This window comes from Methylobacterium hispanicum, from assembly GCF_022179285.1.
GTDB classification, from domain to species: Bacteria; Pseudomonadota; Alphaproteobacteria; order Rhizobiales; family Beijerinckiaceae; genus Methylobacterium; species Methylobacterium hispanicum.
This window is the reverse complement of sequence record NZ_BPQO01000002.1, coordinates 218,569-239,131: the sequence shown is the minus strand read 5'-3', so window position 1 is coordinate 239,131 and position 20,563 is coordinate 218,569. Positions and strand designations below refer to the sequence as shown.

The following is a 20,563-nucleotide window of genomic DNA, read 5'->3' as shown; positions in this document are numbered from 1 at the left end:
GGTGTCCATTTTTGAGGCCGACGCCAATCGAGCTTTACGACTGGGTTGGTTCGGCAGGACCTTGTCTGCTCTTTTTGGCAAGCCCTCCCCAGAGCAGACAGGCCACTACTGGCCAGTAGTTGCCGAACCGTGTCCATTGAACTGCCTGGAAGCGGACATTCCGACCGTCTGCAATGGGTCAACAGCGTGAATTGCAGGCGCGCGGGTGAAATGTTTGAGAGGGGTCGAGGGCAAACCGTCGTAAGGCAAAGCCGATGAGCTTTTCGTGCTAATTCGCGAGGCACGCCTGTGGCCGACGTTCCGTTCAGATTGCCGTCGCTGTGTCCACGGTACAGGTTTCGCCTCCGAGACCCGCGAGCGACCGCATCCTGACGCATGACGTACCTGACCCACAGGCTTCGGACCCTCTACGAGGGCGACACCGACCGCGCCCACCGCTTCCGCTACGGCCTGCTCGCCTTCGACCTCGCTACCCTCCTCTTCATCGTGGTCTCCTCGTTCATGCCGCGCGAACCGCTGGTGGAGGGCGTCGACGTGTTGATCGGGGTGGCGGTTACCGCGGACTTCCTGTCGCGGCTCGCCATCTGCCCACGGCCGGGCCGCGAGTTCCTGCGTCCGACCACCTGGGCCGACCTCGCCGCCATCGCCTCGTTCCTCGCGCCCATCGTCGGCGAGGGCGCGGGCTTCCTGCGCATCCTGCGGACCTTGAGGCTGCTGCGCACCTACCAGCTGCTCGACCGCCTGCGCGCCGACTTCCCGTTCTTCCGCCGCAATGAGGAGGTGATCATCGCGGCGGTGAACCTGGCGGTGTTCGTGTTCGTGATGACCGGCATCGTCTTCGCCACGCAGCACGGGCGCAACCCGGCCATCGGCAACTACGTCGACGCGCTCTACTTCACGGTCACCTCGCTGACGACGACCGGCTACGGCGACGTCACCCTACACGGGACCGGCGGTCGCCTCGTCTCGGTCGTGGTGATGATCTGCGGGGTGACGCTGTTCCTGCGCCTCGCCCAGGTGCTGTTCCGTCCCTACAAGGTGCGCTTTCCCTGCCCGACCTGCGGCCTGCAGCGGCACGAGACGGATGCGGTGCACTGCAAGGCCTGCGGCACCGGCCTCAACATCCCCGACGAGGGTGCCTACTGAAGCGGGCGCTCACGCGCGTTCCTCCCCGTCAGCCGCCTTCTCCTCCCGCATGACCTGCCAACGCGCCCGCGGGAGATTCCGGCCGGCGGGCCAGCCCTCGCGCTGCCTTGTCCGGTCGCCGTCGGTCTCCTCGGTCTGGTCGTGGAACAGCACCTGGCTGGTCGGGTACGGCAGGTCGATGCCGGCGGCGGTGAGCGCGTCCTTCACGTTGGCGATGGCGTGGTCGAGGGCGTCGACCGCGTCGCGCCGCCGGGGCGGGTCGATCCACAACCGGGCGGTCATGTCGACGCCGGCGGCGCCCAGGCCCGTGACCAGGGCCTCGGGCGGCGGGTCGGCCAGCACGCCCTCGGTGCCCCTCAGCGCCTCGACGATGACCCGGCGCGCCTCGCGGATGTCGTCACCGTTGCCGATGGTCAACGGGAAGGCGAGGCGGCGCTTCTCGTGCGCGGTAATGACCGTGATCTTGTCGACGAACAGCGTGGCGTTCGGGATCAGCACCCGCTGGTTGTCGTAGGTGCGCAAGACCGTGGCCCGCACCCAGACGTCCTCGACGGTGCCCTCGTGCGAGCCGGCCCGGATCTGGTCGCCGATGACGAAGGGGCGGGTCAGCAGGATCAGGATGCCGGCGAGCAGGTTCTGGAGGACGTCGCGGAAGGCGAAGCCGATGGCGACGCCGCCGATGCCAAGCAGGTTGAACAGGTCGGCAGCCGAGACCGACGGGAAGGCCACGGACGCGGCCACCAGGAAGGACACGAGGACGGTCACGCCGCCCGCGATGCGGCCCAGCACCGCCGCCGAGCCCGGCGAAGCGTCGCGCATCGCGGCCGCCCGGCGCACGGCGGCGCGAACCAAGCGGGCGACGAGCAGGCCGAGACCGAACAGGACGACGGCGACGGCGAGCCCCGGCAAGAGGGCCACGGCCGAGCGACCGAGTTCTTCGAGCCGCCCGAGCGCTTCGGAAAAGATCATGGTGTACCAGGGAGCAAGGGAAAGCCGCCGGAGGCGGTCGGGCCATCCGGCGGCGCATGGTCACCCGCGGCGGCGTTTAACCGCCGCGGAGCGGTCGAGTTCCAGGGTCAGCGCCGCGGGCCGCCGGTGGTCTGGCCGTACTGCTGCCCGCCGAACCTGCTGCGCGAGGGCATGCCGGCGTTGCCGCGACTGGCCGAACCCTGCCGCATGTGGCGATGGCGCATCATGCGATGGCGTCGCATCTCGCGACGTGACATGCGGACATGGACGACGTCGCTGCCGTTCGGGGCCGTGACGCCGGCGGCGTTCATGGGAAGGGCCGACGACGGCAGGGTCGAGGCGGCGAGGCCGAGGCCGGCCAGCAGCGCCGCGGCGAGGACGGTATGCTTCATGGTAAGCTCTCCTTCGATGTGTCGGTTCAGCTCTTCTTCTTCGAGTATTCGAACTTCGGCGCGTTCTTCAGGGTGTCCTTGTCGGTGTCGGCGTGGACCGCCCACTTGCCGTCCTTGTTGCTGATGGCCAACGTGGATGGGTCGAGCACGACGTAGCTCTCGCCAAGCCCGAGGAAGCCGCCGACGCTGACGACGACGCCGGTCAGCGTCTTGCCGTTCTCGATCACGAGGTCCTCGACCTCGCCGACGGTCTCGTTCTTGTTGTTGTAGACGGTGGTGCCGACGAGCTTGGACGACATCACGTCGGCGGGCTTCACCGTCACGTACTTCAGCTTCACCGTCGCGGTGTCGGCCATCTTCATGCCGGTGCCGGCGTCGGTGGCGGCGGGCATCGCCGTGCCGGGGGGCGGCGCCGTCGGCGTCGTCTGGGCCAGGGCAGGCACGGACATGCAGGCGACGGCGAGTGCGGCGAGGACGGTCTTCTTCACGCTGGAAACTCCTTGAGCCACGCCTCCGGCGGTCGGGCCTGTGCCCGTCGGCGGAGGGCTGCGGCGCGTCCCCCTCGGACGCGTGATCGCGGTCGGTAACGTGCGATTCCGGAAACCGTTCAGCGGCGGTTCATCCATGCGGGACCTACCGCCCCCGGCCAGGTGCGACCGGAACGCCGCCTTCGACTGGCTGGGTGCGGGCCGGCGGGGTTTCACGTCTCGCCCCGCCAGGAACCAAGCCGTGGGGGGAATGCTTGCAATCTGGCATGCCCGTCGCACGGGCGTATGAAACGGAGCGAGGCATCTTGGCGACCGCCCATCGACTTCTCCCTTCCGGTCGTACCGCGGCCATCCTGCTTGCCGCCGCCGTACTCTCGGGGGTCGTGGCTTCGGCGCCGCCGGCCGCCGCGCAGTCGGCCAGGAGCGCCATCGACCAGCCGACGGCCGGGACCCTTCCGTCCGGAACGTCGACGGTGAAGGGCAACGGCGCCGCGCCGCGCGACCAGTCGTCCGGCCAGGTCGCCCCGCCGAGCGCCATCCAATCCTCAACAGACGTGATGCAGTCCGAGGCGACGGTCCAGGGCAAGGGCGAGGGAGGCGGGACGAACCCGGTCAAGCACCTGCCCAAGGACATGCGCTGACGGCCGGCTCCCGCGCCCGTGCGGGCCGGCGTCCCAACTTGCCCGACGCGGTAGCGCAGCCCACGGTCGACGATCCGAAAGGTCCCGGTCGATGTTCTTCGACACTTGGCACGGCCTGCTCCGGGTCTTGGTCGTCGGGCCGCTGGCCTACCTGGCGCTCATCCTGTTCCTCAGGATCTCCGGCAAGCGCACCCTGACCAAGCTCAACGCCTTCGACCTCGTCGTGACCGTGGCGCTCGGCTCGACGTTGTCTTCCATCGTGCTGACCAAGTCGGTGGCGCTCTTGGAGGGCGTGCTTGCCCTGGCGACGTTGATCGGGCTCCAGTTCCTGATCACGTGGTCGAGCGTGCGCACGCCCAGGGTCAAGGCGCTGGTCAAGGCGGAGCCGACGCTGCTCGCCCATGACGGGCGTCTGATCGAGGGCGCGATGCGCCGCCAGCGCATGACCCGGGACGACGTCCTCGCGGCGTTGCGCTCCGAGGGGCTCGACGACCTCTCGCAGGCCGCCGCGGTGGTGCTTGAGACCGACGGGTCGATCAGCGTGCTGAAGGCCCTGTCCGGGCGTGGGGACGGGCTGGACGGCGTCGCGCGGCCGGGCACGGACCGGTCCCGCTCATGACGGCGCTCGCACGCGTCACCGTGACCGTGCTCGCCGGGACCCTCGCGACCGCGAGCGTCGTCTCGCCGGTTCCGACCGAATGGTGGGCGGAACGGCTGCTCCCAAGAGGGCGGTTTCGCGGCGGTCTCGGTCGAATGCCTCGGCGCCTTCGGCTCGGACCACCACCCTGAGCTCATACGCCTAAGCCGCCGCGGGAGACCGGGGACGTCGTCGCCGCCGAAGCGTTGCTCTCGGTCGTCGGCGCGACCGAACGGGTGCAGGCGCGTTGAGCCTACTTACCAAGAAGCCCCCGCACCGCCTGCGGCCTGGGCGGGGGACGGCCGTGATCTCCATCTTCGACCTCGCAGCCTTGCTGCTGACCCTGTCGGCCCTGTTCGGCTGGCTGAACCACCGATTCCTGCGGCTGCCGCACACCATCGGGCTGCTGGTGATGGGGCTGCTCGCCTCGCTCGCCCTCGTCGGCCTCGACCTCGCCTTCCCCCGGCAGCACCTCTACGAGGATCTGACGCAAGTCCTCCGCCAAGTCGACTTCACCGACGTGGTGATGAACGGCATGCTGGCCTTCCTGCTGTTCGCCGGCGCCATGAGCCTGGACCTGCGGGCACTGCGCGACCGGGCTTGGGCGGTGGCGACGCTCGCCCTCGTCGGCACGGTGATCTCGACGGCCATCGTCGGAGGCGCCTTCTGGTTCGCGGCCGACGCCCTCGGCCAGCCCGTCCCCCTCGCCTGGGCCCTCGTGTTCGGCGCGCTGATCAGCCCGACCGACCCGGTCGCGGTACTGGCCACCTTGAAGAACGTGCGGGTGCCCGAGGCCCTGGAGGTCGAGATGCAGGGCGAGGCCCTGTTCAACGACGGCATCGGCATCGTGCTGTTCACGGTCCTCGTCGCGTTCGCCGCCGGGTCGGGCGGCGAGGCCACGAGCGCCGGCGGCGTCGCCCGCCTGCTCCTGCAGGAGGCCGGCGGCGGGCTCGTCCTCGGCGTGGCCACCGGCTACGTCGCCTACCGCGCCATGCGGGCCATCGACGACTTCCCCGTGGAGGTGCTGATCACCCTCGCGCTTGTCGCCGGCACCTACGCGCTCGCGCAGAAGCTCCACTTCAGCGGCCCGCTCGCGGTGGTCGCGGCGGGGCTGCTCGTCGGCGACCGGGCGCCGCGCGACGCGATGAGCGAGGAGACGCAAGGGTACGTGTCCTCGCTCTGGACCCTGATCGACGAGGTGCTGAACTCGGTTCTGTTCCTGCTCATCGGCCTGGAGGTCCTCGTGCTGCGCTTCGAGGCCGGCGGGCTCGTCCTCGCCGCGTGCGCCGTCCCCATCGTGCTGGCCGCGCGGCTCGCGGCGGTCTCGACGCCGCTCCTCGCCTTCCGGTGGGGCGGCAACCTCTCGGCGCGCAACGTGCCGTTCCTGACCTGGGCGGGCGTGCGCGGCGGCATCTCCGTGGCGCTGGCCCTGTCCGTCCCCGAGAGCGACGCCAAGCCGGCCATCCTCGCGGCGACCTACGCGGTGGTGCTGTTCACCATCGTCGTCCAGGGCTCGACGCTGGGCATGGTGGCACGCCGGACGCTCAAGGATATGCCGGGGCGGGATGCCGCCTGACGGGAGCGGTTCGGCCGCGCCGCCTCCCGTCAACCCGCCCCTCCGGAGTACCACCCATGAAACGGGACGGCTCGACGACCGTCGTCTACGCCGCGCTCGGCGGCAACCTCGCCATCGCCGTGACCAAGTTCGGCGCGGCGCTCTACACTGGGTCGAGCGCCATGTTCACCGAGGCGCTGCACTCGCTCGTCGACACGGTCGACCAGGGGCTCCTGCTCTACGGCATGCACCGGGCGAAGCGGCCGCCCGACGAGGCCCATCCGTTCGGCTACGGCCTGGAGCTGTATTTCTGGTCCTTCGTCGTCGCCCTGCTGATCTTCAGCCTCGGCGGGGCCTTCGCCATCTACGAGGGCGTCGAGAAGATCCGGCATCCCGAGCCGATCAGGGATGCCTGGGTGAACTTCACCGTGCTCGGCCTCGCGGTCGTGTTCGAGGGCTACTCGTTCCGCGTGGCATGGCGGGAGATGCGCCGGCGGCACGCCGACGTCGGGATGTGGTCGGCGCTGCGCCGCTCCAAGGACCCGAGCACCTTCACCGTCATCCTGGAGGACGGCGCGGCCCTGATCGGCCTGGTGGTGGCCGCCGCCGGTGTGGCGGTATCCGTGGGGTTCGACGAGCCCCGCGCGGACGGCGTGGCCTCGTTCGCCATCGGCGTGCTGCTCGTCGGCGTGGCGGTCGTGCTCGCGCGCGAGACGCGCAGCCTGCTCATCGGCGAGAGCGCCTCCGCGGGGCTCCTGGCCAAGGCACGGGACCTCGTCGCGCAGGACGGTCGGATCGCGCGGATCGAGGACGTGCGCAGCCTGCAGATCGGGACCGACAGCGTGGTGTTGGCCATGGTCCTGTCCTTTCGCGACGGGACCTCGGCCGAGGATCGGGACGCCGTCCTCAACGAGGCGCACGGTCGCCTGAGGGCGCGGCTGCCGAGCCTCGCCTATTTGTACCTGATGCCGGCCCGTGGCGGGCCGTGAGGCGCCGGCACAGGGCAGTATGCGTCTATTGCCGCACGGATGTAACGTCGGCGTGCCCCGGGACGGCCCAGACGGGCGGGCGTTGTCCGCTGGGTTGAATGAGAAATGCAATGTGTCCCCCGAGGGAAAGCGGCCTGATGCTGGAGGCGGCGGACGCGCCGCCATCCGAGAAGGTCTCCGATTTCCGACTTCCGTTAGCTTGACCCGTTCGGTGCAGCGCCCCTCCGTTAAAGCCGGCCGGAGATGGGGCACGGAACAGATCTGATACGGCATGGCGAAGCCTTTCCGGCATACGACATCCAAGGCGGCGATTGACAGGAAATCCAACGCCTTACGCGGCTGACGGGTCGCCGTCGCCAGTGTGCCCGTATCTCAGGACGTTGTGGCCACTGGACCAACCATTCCGTCTCGGCGGTAGCGGTAAGGCTCTAAGCGATCATTCCGTTGGTCTCGCCCAAATGTCCGCTGATGGCGTACAGCTGAGCAAAGGGGTTGCGAATTCCTGACCTGCAGCAGAAGTGGAAAAAGTCTACTTGTCCGAAAATCCGGCGCGGTCACGATCAGGCGCATCAGCCAGCCGTGGCGAGTAGGGCGTGGGGCTATGCCAGGAGGGCTCGGGTCTGGTCCTCGCGGCCGCTGGCGCCAGTGCGCTGGATCGCCTCCAGCGCCCAATAGAGGGCGGCTTGATCGAGGCGGGCGCGCTCGACGGCGTGGCGCAGGTTCTCCTCAAGCTGAGCCGCCACGGTCCCAGAGACGGCGGCGAGCGCCTCCCGTTGGGCCTCGACCCACTTTTGTTGGAGGATCGGCCGGTAGGTCGCCTGTGGGATGGCGGCGAGAAGCAGGCGCGGCCGGCCCTGGTTCACCCAGATCATGCGCCCGTTCTTCCCGACCGGCTTCTTCACCCTGGGGGGTCGGGCGATGTACCCCATGATGTGCGATCCGCCGACCGGGAGCTCGCTCTCGTAGACGCCCCATCGCCCTCGAACGCGGCGCCGCGCCACCGTCCCGGCCGCCTCGCGCTTGAGCCTGGCCGCGACGCCACCCGGCAAGTTGCCGTGCTTGTTCGGCTTGATCCCCTGCGTCGCCTCCAGCGCGCGCCAGTTCGGCACCAGGATGCGTTCACGCGCCAGGCCGACGTCGCCGGGCAAGCGCGTCCTTGGCCCGTCCCCCATCAGGAACTTGAGCACCACGCTCTGGTCGTCGAGGGCGAACGCGTCGGCCGAGACCGCGTCGCCCGAGCCCCGGCTCAGGGCGCGCGTGTACTGCCAGGCGCGCCCGATCCACGGCGTCGGGCGGTCGATGACCTCGGCGGTCGCCGCGCGCATCCGGGTCGCGACCGTCTTGGCGGCCTCGGACGCCGCCCATGCCGAGGCGCGGCGGTATTTCTCGAATCCCACCGCCGAGACGTATGCGTCCTCCCAAGCGGCAAGCTGCGCGCCCAGGTCGGACAGGACCGCCATGTCGAAGCTGTTGGCCATGCCCGGCAAGGTGCCCTGCCACCCGTGTCCCGTTCCAGGCTACAGGGTTTTGAGCCAGGCCAGACTACCAGGCGTCTCCTCAGGACGCAGCCCGAGTAGGCTCGCGAAGCCCTCGACCATCGCGGCGTCGACTACGGCCCAATGGGACACGCGATACTCCCGCCAAAGGCCGTCCACCAGCGACTGCTTGAACTGGCCGAGGAAGAGTTCGTCGGGCTCGTCGTGCCAAACGGAAACGCCTGCCGAGGTCTCGGGGACCTCGGCAGGCGTCGTGTCCGTCATCGTGAGGTGCTCGCTGTGAACGTCGCCATCATAGGCCGGGGCCTCGCACGCGACAACGGCAGGCACGTCCTTGTCGAGACCCGTCATGGACCGTGACGAACCGTGAGGTTTTTTCTCGGGTGCGACGGCGACGAGCTCGACGGGGGGCTTCCGAGGGCGCCCGGGCTTGGCCTTGGGCGTGCCGAGGGCGACCGCACGGGCCTCGCGCATCGCCTTCTCGACCCATGACTTCGAGCCCTTCTTCGGCCCGTACTTGGCCCGCGCCTCGAACGCGAGCTCGTCGACGCTGACCCCGGCCTTGCGCCGCTCCAGGGCGTACTTCCCGTAGGCGAGGCGCTCGGCCTGCTGGTCCCGCCGGCTCTCCGCCCCGCGGCTCCGGCGGTACGCCTCGGCGCGCTGGGCCATGCGGGTCGCCTTGAGCGCCCGGGGGACGAGGACGCGCATGTCGAGGCGCACGGCCTTCTCGACGGTCACGCCGAGTTCCTCGACCATCCTGCGGGGGTTCGTGCGGTACCGGTAATCGCAACCGGCGCGGCCCTTGTGCGTCCGGGTCTGACCCTTGGCGGCCCGGTCGGCGTTGCGCAGGACCGAGCCCATGAGCGTCAGGGCCCTGCGCGGGGAGAGGCCACATAGGGGCGCGAGGCGCTTGACCTCCTCCCGCAGCGCGGCCGGATCCAGGAGCCAGGCCGCAGCGGTCGTGAGGTGATAGAGCCAGATATCGCGCTGGCCTTCGGGCACTGGCCGGCCGTCGAATGTGTCGTCGAACAGCCGCTCCAGGTCGGCCATGACGGCGCGCTGGAAGGTTGCCCTGGTCAGCTTGAAGGACCGGGCCTTGGGTGGTTCCCGGGTGGCGACGGCAGCGGCCCGCTTGGCTTCCCGGACGGCCTTCCGAGCGGCTCGCTCCTCGGCCTTGGCCGCGCGGAACGCCTTCACCTCATCGGCCGTGTAGGTGAAGCACTCCGCCTTCAGCCGGGAGAACGAGTAGCGCTCGATCTGGTCGGCGAACGTCGGCCACACGATGCGAACGGTCTCGCTGACCTTCACGCCATCGACCGTGAACGTGTTCTTGCTGCCGGCGACGCGCAGGTTCGTCGTCGCGCTCATGGCGGCGATGTCGCGGCCCATGTCGATGAAGTTATCGTTGATGGCCTTCTGCAGCGCCTTCCAGACGGACAGGGCACCGTGCTTGCCATATGCCGGAAGCCGGTCGTGGAGCCACAGCAGGTAGAGCCCCCGGCCGGAGCAGACGATGAGGCTCGGCTGGGGCAAGCCCCGTTCCTCGCACCGCTCTAGGACGAAGTGCACCATCAGCTCGGGCGCCAGGTGCCGCCAGCGGGGCTTCTTATAGAAGTCGAGCTCGACCCAGACCGAGTTCAGGGTGGCGAGGTTCCACTCGGCCGAGATGGGCGCGGTCGTGTAGGTCAGGTTCTTCTTGCGGGCCCAGCCGGGGACCGTCTCCCGAAAGGCGTTGAGGGTGACGAACCGGGGCTTGTACCCGCGGACGGTGGCGACGACCTCGGCGCCCTTCGCCCCGGTACGCAGGGTCCGGTCGCCCTCCTGGTAGGCGTAGATGCTGACGCCCTCGGCATCGGCCGGGTGGAGGAGCGAGGCGTAGGCGGACCATACGAGCTCGGACGCGTTCAGCCGGCGGAGCTCGAAGATCGGCGCTGCGGCGTCGGTGTCGGATGGGCCTGGCACGGCCAGGGATGCCCCAAGGGGGGGGCGGTCGATGACAGTCAGGGTCACAGCGGGTCCCGAGCTTGGACCGCCTTGGCGAGGCACCTCTACCCGCCGGACGGCAACGACGCGATGTCGCGACTAGGCCATCGTGCAGCTGCCTCCTGAATTCGACAAGCCTTGACCGCTACGATGGTCCAGCCCCTCTCAAGGATAGGCCCTGAAGGGGCATGCTATTGTCCGTGACGATCCGTGAGGGCGAGGCCCGATGGGGGGCTGACGCGAACCCCCGGGGCGTCGTTCGGATGAACCGGATGCCCGATCCTATAGCCCGGCCACGTCAAACCTTACGAACCGTCACGGACAATAGCATGCCCTTCAGGGCCTAGGAGGGACGGCAGAGAGGGAACCGTAACGGGACCGGCGGGGGCACGAGGTGGCGCAGGCGGGCTCGCCTGGCGGGGTTCCGGGGGGCAGCCTAGTCCGAACCCATCCCGGAGCCGCACCGTGCCTCCCTGCCTCGCCCTGGCCCCCGTGGCCGCCCCGCCGTCCGATCCGTCGCCCCCGCCACCCGGCATCGTCCATGACCGATCGGGCGGGTACCGGGCACACGTCACGCTCCACGCCGTCCGCCGGTTCGCCGACCGGATCTGCGGCCTGGAGCCGGTCCTGGAGGGGCTGACCGACCGCGAGGCCGTCGAGGCGCTGACGGGGCTCGGCTACGACGTGCCGGGCATCCGGGCGTGGCTGGCGTTCTACGGCTACCCCGGCCCCCGGTGGGGCGCGAACGGCGTCACCGTCGGCCGGGTCGGGCTGGTGCTCTCCGGGAGCCGCGTCGTCACGGTGGTGATGCGGGGGGCCTGACCCGGAACCGGGCGTGGCCTGGAACTGGCCACGGGCCGACGCGCACGCTTCGGGCATCCCGGCCGCGTCGGCGGCCCCCGAGGCCAGCCCCGTGTCCCGTTCCCCCGACCTTGCCACCTCCTTCTCGGCCGCCGGCGCCGAGGCCGTCGCCGAAGCCGCGACGCGCTGCGCCGACCCCGCCTCCTGCGGCTCGGAGTTCCAGGCCGACGGCTTCTCCAGCCGGACGGCCACCTGCACGCGCTGCGGCCTGCAAGGCGTCCTCGACCTCGAACTGGAGGCCGCGGTCCCGATGTCGTCCATCGCGGGCACGACCCTCACCCATGACGAGGTCGCCCCCCGTGGCTAAGGCGACCTCGCTCCCCGCCGCCTACGCCTGGCTCGCCGCCGAGGCCGGTCCCCGCGTCCTCGTCGAGACCCTCGCGCTCTACGGCACCCGCGAGACCGCCGGCGCCGCGAACAATCCGACCATCCTCGCTTGGGCGAAGGAGACCGGCCTCGACCGCGATTACCGCTCCGACGACGTCGCCTAGTGCGGCCTGTTCGTGGCGACGGTCGTCAAGCGCGCCAGGTCCGAACCCGTGAAGGCGCCCCTCTGGGCACGCAACTGGGCAGCCTTCGGCACCAAGGCCCCAAAGGCCAGCCTCGGCGACATCCTGGTGTTCGAACGCGCCGGGGGCGGCGGCCACGTCGGCATCTACGTCGGCGAGGACACCTCTGCTTACCACGTCCTTGGCGGCAACCAGGGGGACGCGGTCAGCATCGTGCGCGTCGCCAAGGCTCGCTGTCTCGCCGTTCGCCGGTGCCCCTGGCGCCTCGCCCAGCCCTCCAATGTCCGCCCGATCAAGCTCGCGGCCGGCGGCGCCCTTTCCGTGAACGAGGCCTGACGTGGACGCCATCCTGGCCGAGCTCCTCGGCGACGCGAAGCCGGTCGTCATCGTCGCCGGCATCCTCGGCACGCTGGCCCTGTGCTACCCCTGGGTCCGGAAGCAGCTACGCGAGATCTCGGACGGCGACGCCATCAGCACCGCCGCCGACGCCCTGCGGAAGGAACTCGGCGAGCTCCTCGACAAGAAGCAGGCCCGGGTCGCGACCCTGACGACTGCCCTGGAGGAGGCGTCCTCCCAGGTCCGGGGCCTGCGAGCCGAGAACGGTTCCCTCCAGGCCGACATCGCCGCCCTTCGGCGCGAGGTGCGCGCGATGGTTCGCATGTGCCTCTCGATGCGGGGCGCCATGCAACGCGCCGTCGACACCGGCGACTGCTCCCCGTTGAGGCTCTGGCTCGACCTCAATCCCGTCGAGCCCGAGCCCACCCCCGACCGTCCGAGCGCTTGAGATGCTCGCGACCGTCGCCGAGCGCCTGGGAGTCCCCGTCCTGCCCCTGACCGTCGCGGCCGGGCTAGCGGTCGGCGCGGTCACCGGCGGCTGGGTCTCCTACCGCGTCGGGACCGTGCTCGGCGACCGCGCCGGCTATGCCAGGGGCCAAGCCGATGCCGGGCACCAGGCCGAGCTCAACGGCCTGCGCCAGAGCCTCGCCGCCGAAAAAGCGGACAGGGCCACCGCCGACGCCGCGGCCGCCCGGGCCACCGAGACCGCCGCGGCCGTGCAGGCCGCCCGATCCCTCGCCGAGGATAGCCTCGATGCCTACCGCCAGGACCTCGCGCGGCGCCCTCGTGGCGGTTGCGCTCTCGACGACGCTGACCTCGACCGCCTGCGCCCCGACCACCACTGGCCTGTCCCGGCCGGACGTGACGGCGCGGATGCTACCGCGGGTCGATGACGTGATCCGCGCGCCGGCGCCACGTCCCGTTCCCCGCAAGGGCGACGACGCCCGCCTGTTCGCGCGCCGGGCGCTCGACTACGGCGACGCGAATGGGGCCGCCCTCGTTGACGGCAGGGCTGCGTACGGGCGGGTCCGGGACGAACTCGCCAGCCCCGGGGCGCAGCCATGACGCCCGTCGCCGCCGTCCTGGCGCTGGCCTGCTACGCCGCGGCCCCGGCGCCCCTCGTCGGTGCCGACGTGCACCGCGCGCTCCGGGGCGAATCGGTCGCGGCTGCACCCGCCCGGCAGGCGGTCGCCGACGCCGCCCGGGGCGCGACTGTCCTGCATCGAAAACCCCGTCATGGCCGTTGATATCGCAATCGCCGCAGTCGTCGAGGCCGCGAACCGGTTGGTCGCGAGCAGGCGCTGGTTCCTCGACCTGCCCGACGACCGCCCGTTGCCCGACGACCTGACGGCTGCCCTGGAGCGGGCGCTCGCCGCCCTCGACGCGGCGGAGGCCGAGCTTGCCCGCGGCTGATCCCTGCCGGCGGGTTCTGACGCCGACAGAGGAGGCCGCGCTGTTCGCCCCGGACGCGCTCCGGGCGGCGCGACACGTGATGTCCGGAATTCCGGCGGGTGCGGCGGACGAGGCCTACCTCGCGGTGTTCGCCATCCTGGCGGCGGCCGCGCTCTGGCCTGAAGGCGCTATTCGTGAAGCCCGAAATTCCGATCCTCGTCGTTCCTGCGATTAGGTCCCGCATCGAACGTCGTGACCTCGCGCCCGTCGTCACCATAGTAGACGACGCTTCTTAGACGCTCGCCCTTGCCTGAATTCGTCTTCTGGAATGTCCGCTCGCGCCGCCATGTCGTGCCATCGAACGCGAACCGATGGTGCTCCCTGGACCAAGCGGATGCTTCGTTCGATCCTGACGGATGCGGGCAGGTATCGGCGTGCCGGCGCCACGCCTCGTCGAGATCTACCGGCGGTCGCGCCAGCCGCGCCGCTTTTTCGGCATCGGCATGCGCCTTCCTTGTCTCCGAGCGCTTCTTGCTGGCTGCCTCGCGCCTTTCGGCGTCCGCGACCATCGCCGCCCACTCTTCCTTCGACAGCCCGAGCGGGATTTCGTCGTCGTCGTCCAAGCGGCGGCCTCGGCAGTTGGGGCGCCCAGGCGCCGAAAAAACGAATCGCTAGAATCCAGAGCACCCTCGCACAGCGAGGCGGCCGCCGGGCGGCGCGGGAACGCCAGCACCGGGGCCTGACCCAGACACGGAGTGCACCGTGACCCAGGCTAGCCTCAACTCTACCACGGCCCTCGCGCCTGTCGCCCCATCCGATGGCGCCGTCCACGACCCGATGACCTTCAGCTTCGCCTTGCAAGGCGTCCGCGTCGTCATGGTCGACGGCGAGCCCCAATTCGTCGCGAACGACGTCGCCCGCGCCCTCCAACTCGCCGACGCCGCCCAGTCCCTCGACAAGCTCGACGCCGACGAAAGGGGTAGGTGTTCAGTACCTACCCCCGGCGGGCTACAGGCGGTCCGGACCGTCACGGAGAGCGGCCTCTATACCCTGATCTTGCGGTGCCGGGGCGCGACGACGCCCGGGACGCTGCCGCACCGGTTCCGCAAGTGGGTGACCGGCGAGGTCCTCCCCCAGATCCGCCGAGCCGGCTCCTATGGCGCACCGGCTCCCGCGCAGGGCGCGGCCGCCCTCATGGACCTTCTCAAAAACCCGGCTGCTGCCCTGGAGCTGATCGGTCATTACGCCTCGGCGAACCTTGCCCTGCAGGAACGCGTCGAGGCGGCCGCGCCCGCCGTCGCGTTCCAGGAAGCCCTCGTCGCGAGCGACGACACGTGGGGTCTGCAGCAGGCAGGCAAGGCGCTCGGTCAGGCCCCCAACGGCTTCGTCAACTGGCTGCTTGGGCGGAGCGACATCTACCGCCGCGCCGGCAGCCTCTGCGGTCGGCAGTATCTCATCGACCGCGGCATCCTCACCGTCCGGTGGGAGCCCTACGGCGGCAAGCCCCGTCCGGTCACGAAGATCACCGGCAAGGGCGTCGTCCACTATGCCAAGCTCCTCGGCGTGAAGCCGCCGAGCGCCCCCGCGCAGGGCCTTCTCCCGGGCCTCTGATCCCCAGTGCCACGAACGGGAAGCGAGGAGGGTCTCGCTTTCCTCGACGGGCCGGCTCCCACACGGGGCCGGCCCGCATCGCTTCGGGCCGGCCCAAGATGGGCATAATTATTTTATCTAAACCTATTGCAACGCATCCGATGCGTGGGCATATTTGTTATGCCCACTGCCGCCGAACAGGCGGTCGCCCGAATAACCCGGCATCGTGAGAGGATCGCCCATGAGGCTCGTTCGCTTCGACAACGACGGCGTGGATTTCGATGACGGTCTGCGCCTCATGACCGAGGGCGCCCTGACGCTCAACGGCGCCCCCTGCTTCCGCGTCGGCGTCTATCGCCGCCGGGGCGAGGTCTACGTCCGGTCGGGCACCGTCTATCCCGACCGCCGCCGGGGCGCCCGGTCGATGCGCGCCGAAACGCTCCGGTCGGTCGTGGCGGCCGAAATGAGAGCCGACTGAACCAACACCGCCGGGGCCATTCGCCCCGGCTTCCCGCCCGCCACCAGGAGCTCGCCACCATGGCCGAGATCGCGCTAGCCTATTCTGGCGGCCTGCTGAGCGGCGTCCTCGCCGCCTGGGCCGTCGTCGTCCACGTCCGCCGCGCGCACGAGTCCCTTGTCAACGACCGCCCGCGCGCCACTGACCGCCGCCGCCCGCAGTCCCTCCACGTCGTCGGAGTGAGCCGGTGAGCCGCCTCACCATCGACGAGCTCGCGGGCGCCGCGGCGCTCGCGTTCGGCGTCAAATGGGCCGCGCCCCTCGCCGACGCCCTGTCGCGTGAGGCCGGCCGCACGGTCGCGGCCACGCAGATCCATCAGTGGACGTCGGGCGCACGGCCCGTGCCCGCGTGGGTCGCCGACGTCATCGTCACCGTGCTCAAGCGCCACGCGCACGAGCTGCAGCGGCAGGCCCGCGCCACGTACGCCGAGGCCCAGCGTTTGGAACTCGTGCTGGTGCCGCCGCTCCCGGAGCCCGAGCCGGACGCCGAGCCCGAGGCCGAAGGTCCGACGATGGGGATGTAGGCGTCGCCTCAATGGTCTGAACAGCGCGGCCGGAAATTCGAGAACCCCACTTGCGCCCGCGTCCATGTCCCTATAAATTAGGGACATGGACGCGGGCGCTGCCCCGTCCGGACCGTGAGGGAGACCCCGCCATGTCGTTCCGCGACCCTGACAGCATTATCGTCACCGACACCGAGATCCTCATCCGGAGCGCCGCGCAGCCGGCTCCCATCGTTGAGCGCCGCCTTGACGGTCGCCTCCTCGTGGCCGAGCCCGGCAAGAAGAGCCGCTGGCTGGTCCTTGACCGCGCCATCGTGCCGGTTGCCCTCGCAAAGAGGCTTCCGATCCACACGAAGGTCGTCCTGGAGCGAATCGTCGTCCCGACAGAGCATCTCGCGAGCGTCGTCACGCTCGTTGAGGAATGGGCTGCGGGTGGCGGGGCCGAGAGGGCTGCGGCGCGAACTTCTGCCGGCAGGAAGGCCGCGGCCACCCGCAAGGCCAAGGCGGAAGCGGCGGCGTCCGAGGTCCGGGCCGCCGAGGCCAAGGCGCGCCAGGCCGCCGCCGACGCCGAGGCCTACGCGCGGCTCCAGGCGTGGAACGCAGCGTGGCCCGCGCTGAAGGCAGCATGCGTCGAGACCGCCGCGATGTCGCCGCGCATATCGTTCAGCCGGTGGGGTGGCGTGAAACCGGATGGCCAGTTCACCGTCCGCACGCCCTACGCCGACCGGATCGTCACCGTCCTCAGGGGGCTGCCCGGTTCCCGTTGGGACCCCACGTCTCGCTGCTGGATCGTCCCGGCGTCGGCTCAGCCGAGCGTCCTGGCGTCCGTCTCGCGGATCAACGCCCTCTCCGACGAAGTCGACGCGCACATCGTCGCCACCAAGCGAGCCGAGGCCGAGGCCCAGCGCGCCCGGCAGGCTGAGATCGACCGGAGGCGGTTCCTCGTCCGCCACGACCGGGCGCCTCGACCCGGCACCGTCGTCCGCGACGGTGGAACGCCTGTTTTCGTGACGGATCTCGGTCGCCCGTTCCGTGCCCCGGACGACGGCCTGTGGAATCCCGAGGAGGAAGGCGAGCTCTTCGTCTACGCGTATTTCCGCGCCGCCACGCCCGACGAGGTCGCCGCCCTAGAGGCATCCGAGACGCAGGCGAAGGCAGACCGCCAGGTCGCCCAGGCCGCGGGCGCCATCCTCCGGGAGCCGGGCGAGATCGTCGAGGTCGGCACCGTCCCGGCCGGTGAGATAATCCTCGACGATCATCGCGGGCTGTCCGGCACGCGCGATTGGTGTGTCCTGTCCGAGGACGGCAGGTGGATCTGGCGGTGCGAGTACCGCGGGCTCGACGGGGATACCTGGGGGAATTTCGCCCTGGGCTACAACACCCGTGGCGACCGCATTGAGGCCACGCCCGAGCGCGTCGCGTCCCTGCGGGCGGAGAACGAAAGGCGAAAGCGGACATGATCACTGTCGGGCTACTGACGCGCATAGCCGCGCGAATCTACGGCCCGGACTGGCAGAGGCCCCTTTCGCGGGGGCTCGGCCCGCTCCATCCGGACGGTGCGCGCGAGGCCATCGATGACCGTCTCGTCAGGCGGTGGGCGTCCGGAGAGAGGCCGATCCCCGCATGGGTCGGCCCGGCCTTGATACGCCTCTTGGACATTCGGGCGTCAAAACATACGGCGGCAGCGGCCGCGTGCCGCCGGGACGCCGAGGATCTGCGCGCGGAACTCTACCCGGAACCCGAGCTCGATCCGGACAACGAACTCGCACCGAGGCTTGGCTGATGGCAAAGAACGTCACGACGGTGTTCGGTCCTCGCATCGAGCATCCCGACCAGACCGACATGATCCCCCTGCTCGACGCTGCCATCCTCGCCCAGCAGGCAGAGGCGGCACGACATTCCATCGGCGCGAACGGCCCCCCGCCCGACGAGCCCGCTCCTGCCGACCCCTTCACCGCTCCCCTGCCCGAGCTGGAGCCGACGTACGCCAATCTCGACCGCATGTACTCGTCGGTGTTTGGCCCGCTTTGGCATGGGAAGGCCAGGGAGGATATCGGTGTCAGCGATGAGCGGATTATTCGGCGGTGGCGAGACGGGGAAGGTGCGCCTGGCAAAGAGGAGATGGGAAAGGCGAGGGACCATCTCCTTGAAATTGCGATCAAGGCGCTGGTAGCCATCGGAGAAACGGATCTCGCGACCCCCTTGGTCGCTCTCAAAGCGGGCCGAAGGAGCGCCGCCCAAGAGCGCGCAGTGAAGATCCATGAAAGGAACGTCGCCATCGCCGACGCGAAGAAGGCCGCGGCGTTAGCCAAGGAGGACGCCAGGCTCGCGCGCTTCGAGGCTTGGTGGAAAACCGACTGCGCGAGGCGGACCAAGATCGCCGCCGAGACCATCGCTAGCCCGCGGTTCTTCGTGTCCCTCGCTAGGCCACCACGGGCGAACTAGCGCCGGAAATCCGGCGCCCGGCCCGCCCGCTCGGGGCGAGCCGCGATCCTCAATCGCCCGTCGAGAGATCGCCCCGTCCCGAGGCGCACCTGCTGTCCGAAAAAGTGGACAGCAGGTCGAGACGGTCGCCGTCGGAGGGGGCCTGATTGATCATGCCGCCCGTGCGGGGCGAGCCGTCGCGGAAAATGAAATTTAGGCCGATCATCGGCATGCGGCCACGTCCTACCGTGCCGGTGCCGGTGATGACGTCCGTCTCCTTCCCGTTGCGCGTGGAGACCAGACCGCACGTCACCGTCACGGTCCATGACCCGCTCCCCCGCGCCGGCACTGCATCGACGCGCGTGTAGCGCTGCGCGTGGCGGCCGGCGGGCTGCCGCACCTCGTAATACCAGCGGTCCCCCGTCCTCGGAAAAACCGACCCCGGGCCGTCGTCGGGCAAGTAGGGCGCGGGGTTCGCGTTCTGCGCGGCGGCCGGGGCGATCGCGAGGGCCAGGGCGAGGGAGGCGGAAAAGCTTTTCATTGGGCGATGCTACCGACCCCGCCGATCCACCGAATCCCCTCGCCACGGCTCTCCCCAGGCATTTCCCGGATAGCATTACCAAGCCGTTACGGACCCGGCGGCGCCAGGATGCCTACGCCGTTCTGGTCCGTGACCGCGAGGCCGTTCCCGAGCCGCTCGCGCGCCCGGTCGATCTCCTCCAGGCGGCGGCGCTGGTCGTACCGCAAGCCGCCCAACGGCCACTGACCCAACCGCCGACGCGGCCCGTAAACCGCCACCTGCGGTTCCCGTGCGGCACCGCGCCCACTGTCGTCCCGGGGCTCCGACGCCGGCCGGGTTGTCCCGGACGCCGGGACGTCAGCGACTTGCGTCAGGACAACGCCCGCCAACCGCGCCCGGACGGCAGCCGCAGGGATGCGTTGCCCCTCGGCCCGCGACGCCGCTCCGATGACGCGCTTCAGGAGATGGGCCGTCCCGGACGCGTCGACGACGACGGGACCGGCCCGGCCGGCGTGGAGCCGAAGCCCTCGCGCCGCCAGCGCGTCCCGCAGTCCCTCGCCGTCCTCAGACGCGCGCCAGGCGTCCAGCGCGGCCGCCCTCACGTCGGCGAGGCGCACGCCCGTCCGCTCCTGGATGAGCCTTTCCTGGGGTGAGAGCGGCGCGACCGGCCGCTCGGCGTCTAGGCTCCCGGAGGCGACGAGCCAGTCCGCGACGGCGACGTGGCCCTCGCCCCGGAGCGCTCGCTCGATCCCGCGCGCGTGCTTGCTCGGCACCGGCTCCAGCCCGAACGCGTGCTCGACCCGTCGCGAAACCTTCTCGCGCCGGATGAAGTCGAATCCGACGTCGACGACGGACCCGTCCCGCCGGACCAGGGAGTAGACCCGGTGCTCGTGCGCCCTGCCGTGCTTGACGTGTTCGGCCCCGCAGTACGGCTGCTGGCCAAGGCCGAACTCGGCCTCGAACAGTCGCCACCACATCGCCCTGGCCGCCACGTTGTCTGAGATGCCGATCTCGGGATCGACGTGCACGTGGTAGCAGGGTGCGTCCGTCCGGCCGCCAAGGGACAACGCGACGAGCTCGCCGAGCTGGCCGTGAAGGTCCGGACTTCCGAGGCCGCGCGGACCTATGACGACGACTTGCTCGTTCTCCGCCTTGAGCAGATGGGCGGAAAGGGCGCGGCCACCCTTGCCGCGCATGGCGCCGGAGATCATGCGCGCCTCTCGAACCCGACGACGACAGGCACCAGCACCTGCCTCGCTCTCTCCATGGCGGCGACGGCCTCCCCGGTGCGTCCGATCCTGGCGGCGAGCGTGGCCTCGCCGAGCTCGCGCACGACACCGGCGAGTGCCGCCTGATCCTCCAGGGCGACGCGCGGCCGGCGTCCGGATGCGGTGTCCGGGGCGCTCACTAGCCCGAGCGCGTCGAGCGCCCGCTGGCGGAGCCACGCCGAATCCGAAACGCCGGCCGCGCGGGCCGCCGCCGCGATCCTCCCGCGCAGGTCTGACGTCAGCTTGACGCCGAGGACTGACGGCAGCTTCTTGGAGGGGTCCACGGGGCGGAGCCCCTGGCTAGCCGCCGCCGGGACGGGGGCGCTGGCGGGGCACAGTTGCCCCGCC

At 70.4% G+C, this 20,563-nt stretch carries 28 protein-coding genes; 19 read left to right on the top strand and 9 right to left on the bottom strand.

Annotated features, from left to right (window positions below; genetic code table 11):
• Positions 1 to 375 precede the first annotated feature (375 nt).
• A complete protein-coding gene (locus MFF56_RS03165; protein ID WP_238229425.1) occupies positions 376 to 1,146 on the top strand; it encodes a potassium channel family protein in 771 nt (256 codons plus the stop codon).
• 9 nt (positions 1,147 to 1,155) lie between these two features.
• Here the strand turns inward: MFF56_RS03165 and MFF56_RS03160 are convergent, their stop codons facing one another.
• The 3 genes from MFF56_RS03160 to MFF56_RS03150 form a co-directional block, all read right to left on the bottom strand.
• Positions 1,156 to 2,115: a mechanosensitive ion channel family protein gene (locus MFF56_RS03160; protein WP_238229424.1), complete on the bottom strand. Its 960-nt coding sequence runs from the start codon at positions 2,113 to 2,115 to the stop codon at positions 1,156 to 1,158.
• A gap of 107 nt (positions 2,116 to 2,222) precedes the next feature.
• Complete coding sequence (locus tag MFF56_RS03155; RefSeq protein ID WP_238229423.1) at positions 2,223 to 2,507, bottom strand: hypothetical protein; 285 nt, start codon at positions 2,505 to 2,507, stop codon at positions 2,223 to 2,225.
• A gap of 26 nt (positions 2,508 to 2,533) precedes the next feature.
• The gene (locus MFF56_RS03150) at positions 2,534 to 2,995 is read right to left on the bottom strand and encodes a PRC-barrel domain-containing protein (protein WP_238229422.1); all 462 of its coding nucleotides are present in this window, start codon (positions 2,993 to 2,995) and stop codon (positions 2,534 to 2,536) included.
• Positions 2,996 to 3,300: 305 nt separating this feature from the next.
• Here MFF56_RS03150 and MFF56_RS03145 point away from each other — a divergent pair, with 305 nt between their 5' ends.
• The 4 genes from MFF56_RS03145 to MFF56_RS03130 all read left to right on the top strand — a co-directional run bounded on the left by MFF56_RS03145 (position 3,301) and on the right by MFF56_RS03130 (position 6,817).
• On the top strand, positions 3,301 to 3,636 hold the full coding sequence (locus MFF56_RS03145; RefSeq protein ID WP_238229421.1) for a hypothetical protein: 336 nt from the start codon (positions 3,301 to 3,303) through the stop codon (positions 3,634 to 3,636).
• 91 nt (positions 3,637 to 3,727) lie between these two features.
• Positions 3,728 to 4,255, top strand: a complete 528-nt coding sequence (locus MFF56_RS03140) for a DUF421 domain-containing protein (RefSeq protein WP_238229420.1) — start codon at positions 3,728 to 3,730, stop codon at positions 4,253 to 4,255.
• 322 nt (positions 4,256 to 4,577) lie between these two features.
• Positions 4,578 to 5,849, top strand: coding sequence for a cation:proton antiporter (locus tag MFF56_RS03135; protein WP_238229419.1), 1,272 nt, complete (start codon positions 4,578 to 4,580; stop codon positions 5,847 to 5,849).
• A gap of 56 nt (positions 5,850 to 5,905) precedes the next feature.
• Positions 5,906 to 6,817 carry a cation diffusion facilitator family transporter gene (locus tag MFF56_RS03130; RefSeq protein ID WP_238229418.1) on the top strand — a complete coding sequence of 304 codons (912 nt, stop codon included), beginning with the start codon at positions 5,906 to 5,908 and terminating at the stop codon, positions 6,815 to 6,817.
• A 599-nt stretch (positions 6,818 to 7,416) separates the two neighbouring features.
• On the opposite strand, the gene MFF56_RS03125 is transcribed toward MFF56_RS03130, so the two are convergent.
• A complete protein-coding gene (locus MFF56_RS03125; RefSeq protein WP_238229417.1) occupies positions 7,417 to 8,295 on the bottom strand; it encodes a hypothetical protein in 879 nt (292 codons plus the stop codon).
• A gap of 39 nt (positions 8,296 to 8,334) precedes the next feature.
• Complete coding sequence (locus MFF56_RS03120) at positions 8,335 to 10,275, bottom strand: hypothetical protein (protein ID WP_238229416.1); 1,941 nt, start codon at positions 10,273 to 10,275, stop codon at positions 8,335 to 8,337.
• A 486-nt stretch (positions 10,276 to 10,761) separates the two neighbouring features.
• Between MFF56_RS03120 and MFF56_RS03115 the strand changes: the two genes are divergently transcribed.
• From MFF56_RS03115 to MFF56_RS03080, 8 genes are all read left to right on the top strand, one after another.
• On the top strand, positions 10,762 to 11,118 hold the full coding sequence (locus MFF56_RS03115) for a hypothetical protein (RefSeq protein ID WP_238229415.1): 357 nt from the start codon (positions 10,762 to 10,764) through the stop codon (positions 11,116 to 11,118).
• Between the two features lie 91 nt (positions 11,119 to 11,209).
• Positions 11,210 to 11,464, top strand: coding sequence for a hypothetical protein (locus MFF56_RS03110; protein WP_238229414.1), 255 nt, complete (start codon positions 11,210 to 11,212; stop codon positions 11,462 to 11,464).
• The gene (locus MFF56_RS03105) at positions 11,457 to 11,648 is read left to right on the top strand and encodes a hypothetical protein (protein WP_238229413.1); all 192 of its coding nucleotides are present in this window, start codon (positions 11,457 to 11,459) and stop codon (positions 11,646 to 11,648) included. Before MFF56_RS03110 ends, MFF56_RS03105 begins: the two co-directional genes overlap by 8 nt.
• A gap of 48 nt (positions 11,649 to 11,696) precedes the next feature.
• Complete coding sequence (locus MFF56_RS03100) at positions 11,697 to 12,002, top strand: C40 family peptidase (RefSeq protein WP_238229412.1); 306 nt, start codon at positions 11,697 to 11,699, stop codon at positions 12,000 to 12,002.
• A gap of 1 nt (position 12,003) precedes the next feature.
• Entirely contained in the window at positions 12,004 to 12,450 is a 447-nt protein-coding gene (locus tag MFF56_RS03095; RefSeq protein ID WP_238229411.1) for a hypothetical protein, read from the top strand.
• A 1-nt stretch (position 12,451) separates the two neighbouring features.
• Entirely contained in the window at positions 12,452 to 12,895 is a 444-nt protein-coding gene (locus MFF56_RS03090) for a hypothetical protein (RefSeq protein ID WP_238229410.1), read from the top strand.
• A gap of 168 nt (positions 12,896 to 13,063) precedes the next feature.
• Positions 13,064 to 13,249 (top strand): hypothetical protein, encoded by a 186-nt coding sequence (locus tag MFF56_RS03085; RefSeq protein ID WP_238229409.1) that lies wholly within the window; start codon positions 13,064 to 13,066, stop codon positions 13,247 to 13,249.
• Positions 13,239 to 13,415 (top strand): hypothetical protein, encoded by a 177-nt coding sequence (locus MFF56_RS03080; protein WP_238229408.1) that lies wholly within the window; start codon positions 13,239 to 13,241, stop codon positions 13,413 to 13,415. The genes MFF56_RS03085 and MFF56_RS03080 overlap by 11 nt, the downstream gene beginning before the upstream one ends.
• A gap of 167 nt (positions 13,416 to 13,582) precedes the next feature.
• On the opposite strand, the gene MFF56_RS03075 is transcribed toward MFF56_RS03080, so the two are convergent.
• Complete coding sequence (locus MFF56_RS03075) at positions 13,583 to 14,017, bottom strand: hypothetical protein (protein WP_238229407.1); 435 nt, start codon at positions 14,015 to 14,017, stop codon at positions 13,583 to 13,585.
• 214 nt (positions 14,018 to 14,231) lie between these two features.
• Here MFF56_RS03075 and MFF56_RS03070 point away from each other — a divergent pair, with 214 nt between their 5' ends.
• The 6 genes from MFF56_RS03070 to MFF56_RS03045 all read left to right on the top strand — a co-directional run bounded on the left by MFF56_RS03070 (position 14,232) and on the right by MFF56_RS03045 (position 18,448).
• Positions 14,232 to 15,005, top strand: a complete 774-nt coding sequence (locus tag MFF56_RS03070) for a BRO family protein (protein ID WP_238229406.1) — start codon at positions 14,232 to 14,234, stop codon at positions 15,003 to 15,005.
• Positions 15,006 to 15,225: 220 nt separating this feature from the next.
• On the top strand, positions 15,226 to 15,462 hold the full coding sequence (locus MFF56_RS03065; protein ID WP_238229405.1) for a hypothetical protein: 237 nt from the start codon (positions 15,226 to 15,228) through the stop codon (positions 15,460 to 15,462).
• 59 nt (positions 15,463 to 15,521) lie between these two features.
• Positions 15,522 to 15,692 (top strand): hypothetical protein, encoded by a 171-nt coding sequence (locus tag MFF56_RS03060; protein WP_238229404.1) that lies wholly within the window; start codon positions 15,522 to 15,524, stop codon positions 15,690 to 15,692.
• Complete coding sequence (locus MFF56_RS03055; RefSeq protein WP_238229403.1) at positions 15,689 to 16,024, top strand: hypothetical protein; 336 nt, start codon at positions 15,689 to 15,691, stop codon at positions 16,022 to 16,024. The genes MFF56_RS03060 and MFF56_RS03055 overlap by 4 nt, the downstream gene beginning before the upstream one ends.
• Positions 16,025 to 16,155: 131 nt before the next feature.
• Positions 16,156 to 17,463, top strand: a complete 1,308-nt coding sequence (locus MFF56_RS03050) for a hypothetical protein (protein ID WP_238229402.1) — start codon at positions 16,156 to 16,158, stop codon at positions 17,461 to 17,463.
• A gap of 322 nt (positions 17,464 to 17,785) precedes the next feature.
• Positions 17,786 to 18,448 (top strand): hypothetical protein, encoded by a 663-nt coding sequence (locus MFF56_RS03045; protein WP_238229401.1) that lies wholly within the window; start codon positions 17,786 to 17,788, stop codon positions 18,446 to 18,448.
• A 49-nt stretch (positions 18,449 to 18,497) separates the two neighbouring features.
• Here the strand turns inward: MFF56_RS03045 and MFF56_RS03040 are convergent, their stop codons facing one another.
• The 3 genes from MFF56_RS03040 to MFF56_RS03030 all read right to left on the bottom strand — a co-directional run bounded on the left by MFF56_RS03040 (position 18,498) and on the right by MFF56_RS03030 (position 20,499).
• On the bottom strand, positions 18,498 to 18,968 hold the full coding sequence (locus MFF56_RS03040; RefSeq protein WP_238229400.1) for a hypothetical protein: 471 nt from the start codon (positions 18,966 to 18,968) through the stop codon (positions 18,498 to 18,500).
• An 86-nt stretch (positions 18,969 to 19,054) separates the two neighbouring features.
• Positions 19,055 to 20,158, bottom strand: a complete 1,104-nt coding sequence (locus tag MFF56_RS03035; protein ID WP_238229399.1) for a relaxase/mobilization nuclease domain-containing protein — start codon at positions 20,156 to 20,158, stop codon at positions 19,055 to 19,057.
• Positions 20,155 to 20,499, bottom strand: coding sequence for a hypothetical protein (locus MFF56_RS03030; RefSeq protein WP_238229398.1), 345 nt, complete (start codon positions 20,497 to 20,499; stop codon positions 20,155 to 20,157). Before MFF56_RS03030 ends, MFF56_RS03035 begins: the two co-directional genes overlap by 4 nt.
• Positions 20,500 to 20,563 lie beyond the last annotated feature (64 nt).

Coding starts and splice junctions, on each gene's coding strand:
- MFF56_RS03165 (WP_238229425.1), top strand. CDS start 376: ATGACGTACCTGACCCACAGGCTTCGGACCCTCTACGAGGGCGACACC.
- MFF56_RS03160 (WP_238229424.1), bottom strand. CDS start 2,115: ATGATCTTTTCCGAAGCGCTCGGGCGGCTCGAAGAACTCGGTCGCTCG.
- MFF56_RS03155 (WP_238229423.1), bottom strand. CDS start 2,507: ATGAAGCATACCGTCCTCGCCGCGGCGCTGCTGGCCGGCCTCGGCCTC.
- MFF56_RS03140 (WP_238229420.1), top strand. CDS start 3,728: ATGTTCTTCGACACTTGGCACGGCCTGCTCCGGGTCTTGGTCGTCGGG.
- MFF56_RS03130 (WP_238229418.1), top strand. CDS start 5,906: ATGAAACGGGACGGCTCGACGACCGTCGTCTACGCCGCGCTCGGCGGC.
- MFF56_RS03125 (WP_238229417.1), bottom strand. CDS start 8,295: ATGGCCAACAGCTTCGACATGGCGGTCCTGTCCGACCTGGGCGCGCAG.
- MFF56_RS03090 (WP_238229410.1), top strand. CDS start 12,452: ATGCTCGCGACCGTCGCCGAGCGCCTGGGAGTCCCCGTCCTGCCCCTG.
- MFF56_RS03085 (WP_238229409.1), top strand. CDS start 13,064: ATGACGCCCGTCGCCGCCGTCCTGGCGCTGGCCTGCTACGCCGCGGCC.
- MFF56_RS03080 (WP_238229408.1), top strand. CDS start 13,239: ATGGCCGTTGATATCGCAATCGCCGCAGTCGTCGAGGCCGCGAACCGG.
- MFF56_RS03070 (WP_238229406.1), top strand. CDS start 14,232: ATGACCTTCAGCTTCGCCTTGCAAGGCGTCCGCGTCGTCATGGTCGAC.
- MFF56_RS03065 (WP_238229405.1), top strand. CDS start 15,226: ATGAGGCTCGTTCGCTTCGACAACGACGGCGTGGATTTCGATGACGGT.
- MFF56_RS03060 (WP_238229404.1), top strand. CDS start 15,522: ATGGCCGAGATCGCGCTAGCCTATTCTGGCGGCCTGCTGAGCGGCGTC.
- MFF56_RS03050 (WP_238229402.1), top strand. CDS start 16,156: ATGTCGTTCCGCGACCCTGACAGCATTATCGTCACCGACACCGAGATC.
- MFF56_RS03045 (WP_238229401.1), top strand. CDS start 17,786: ATGGCAAAGAACGTCACGACGGTGTTCGGTCCTCGCATCGAGCATCCC.
- MFF56_RS03040 (WP_238229400.1), bottom strand. CDS start 18,968: ATGAAAAGCTTTTCCGCCTCCCTCGCCCTGGCCCTCGCGATCGCCCCG.
- MFF56_RS03035 (WP_238229399.1), bottom strand. CDS start 20,158: ATGATCTCCGGCGCCATGCGCGGCAAGGGTGGCCGCGCCCTTTCCGCC.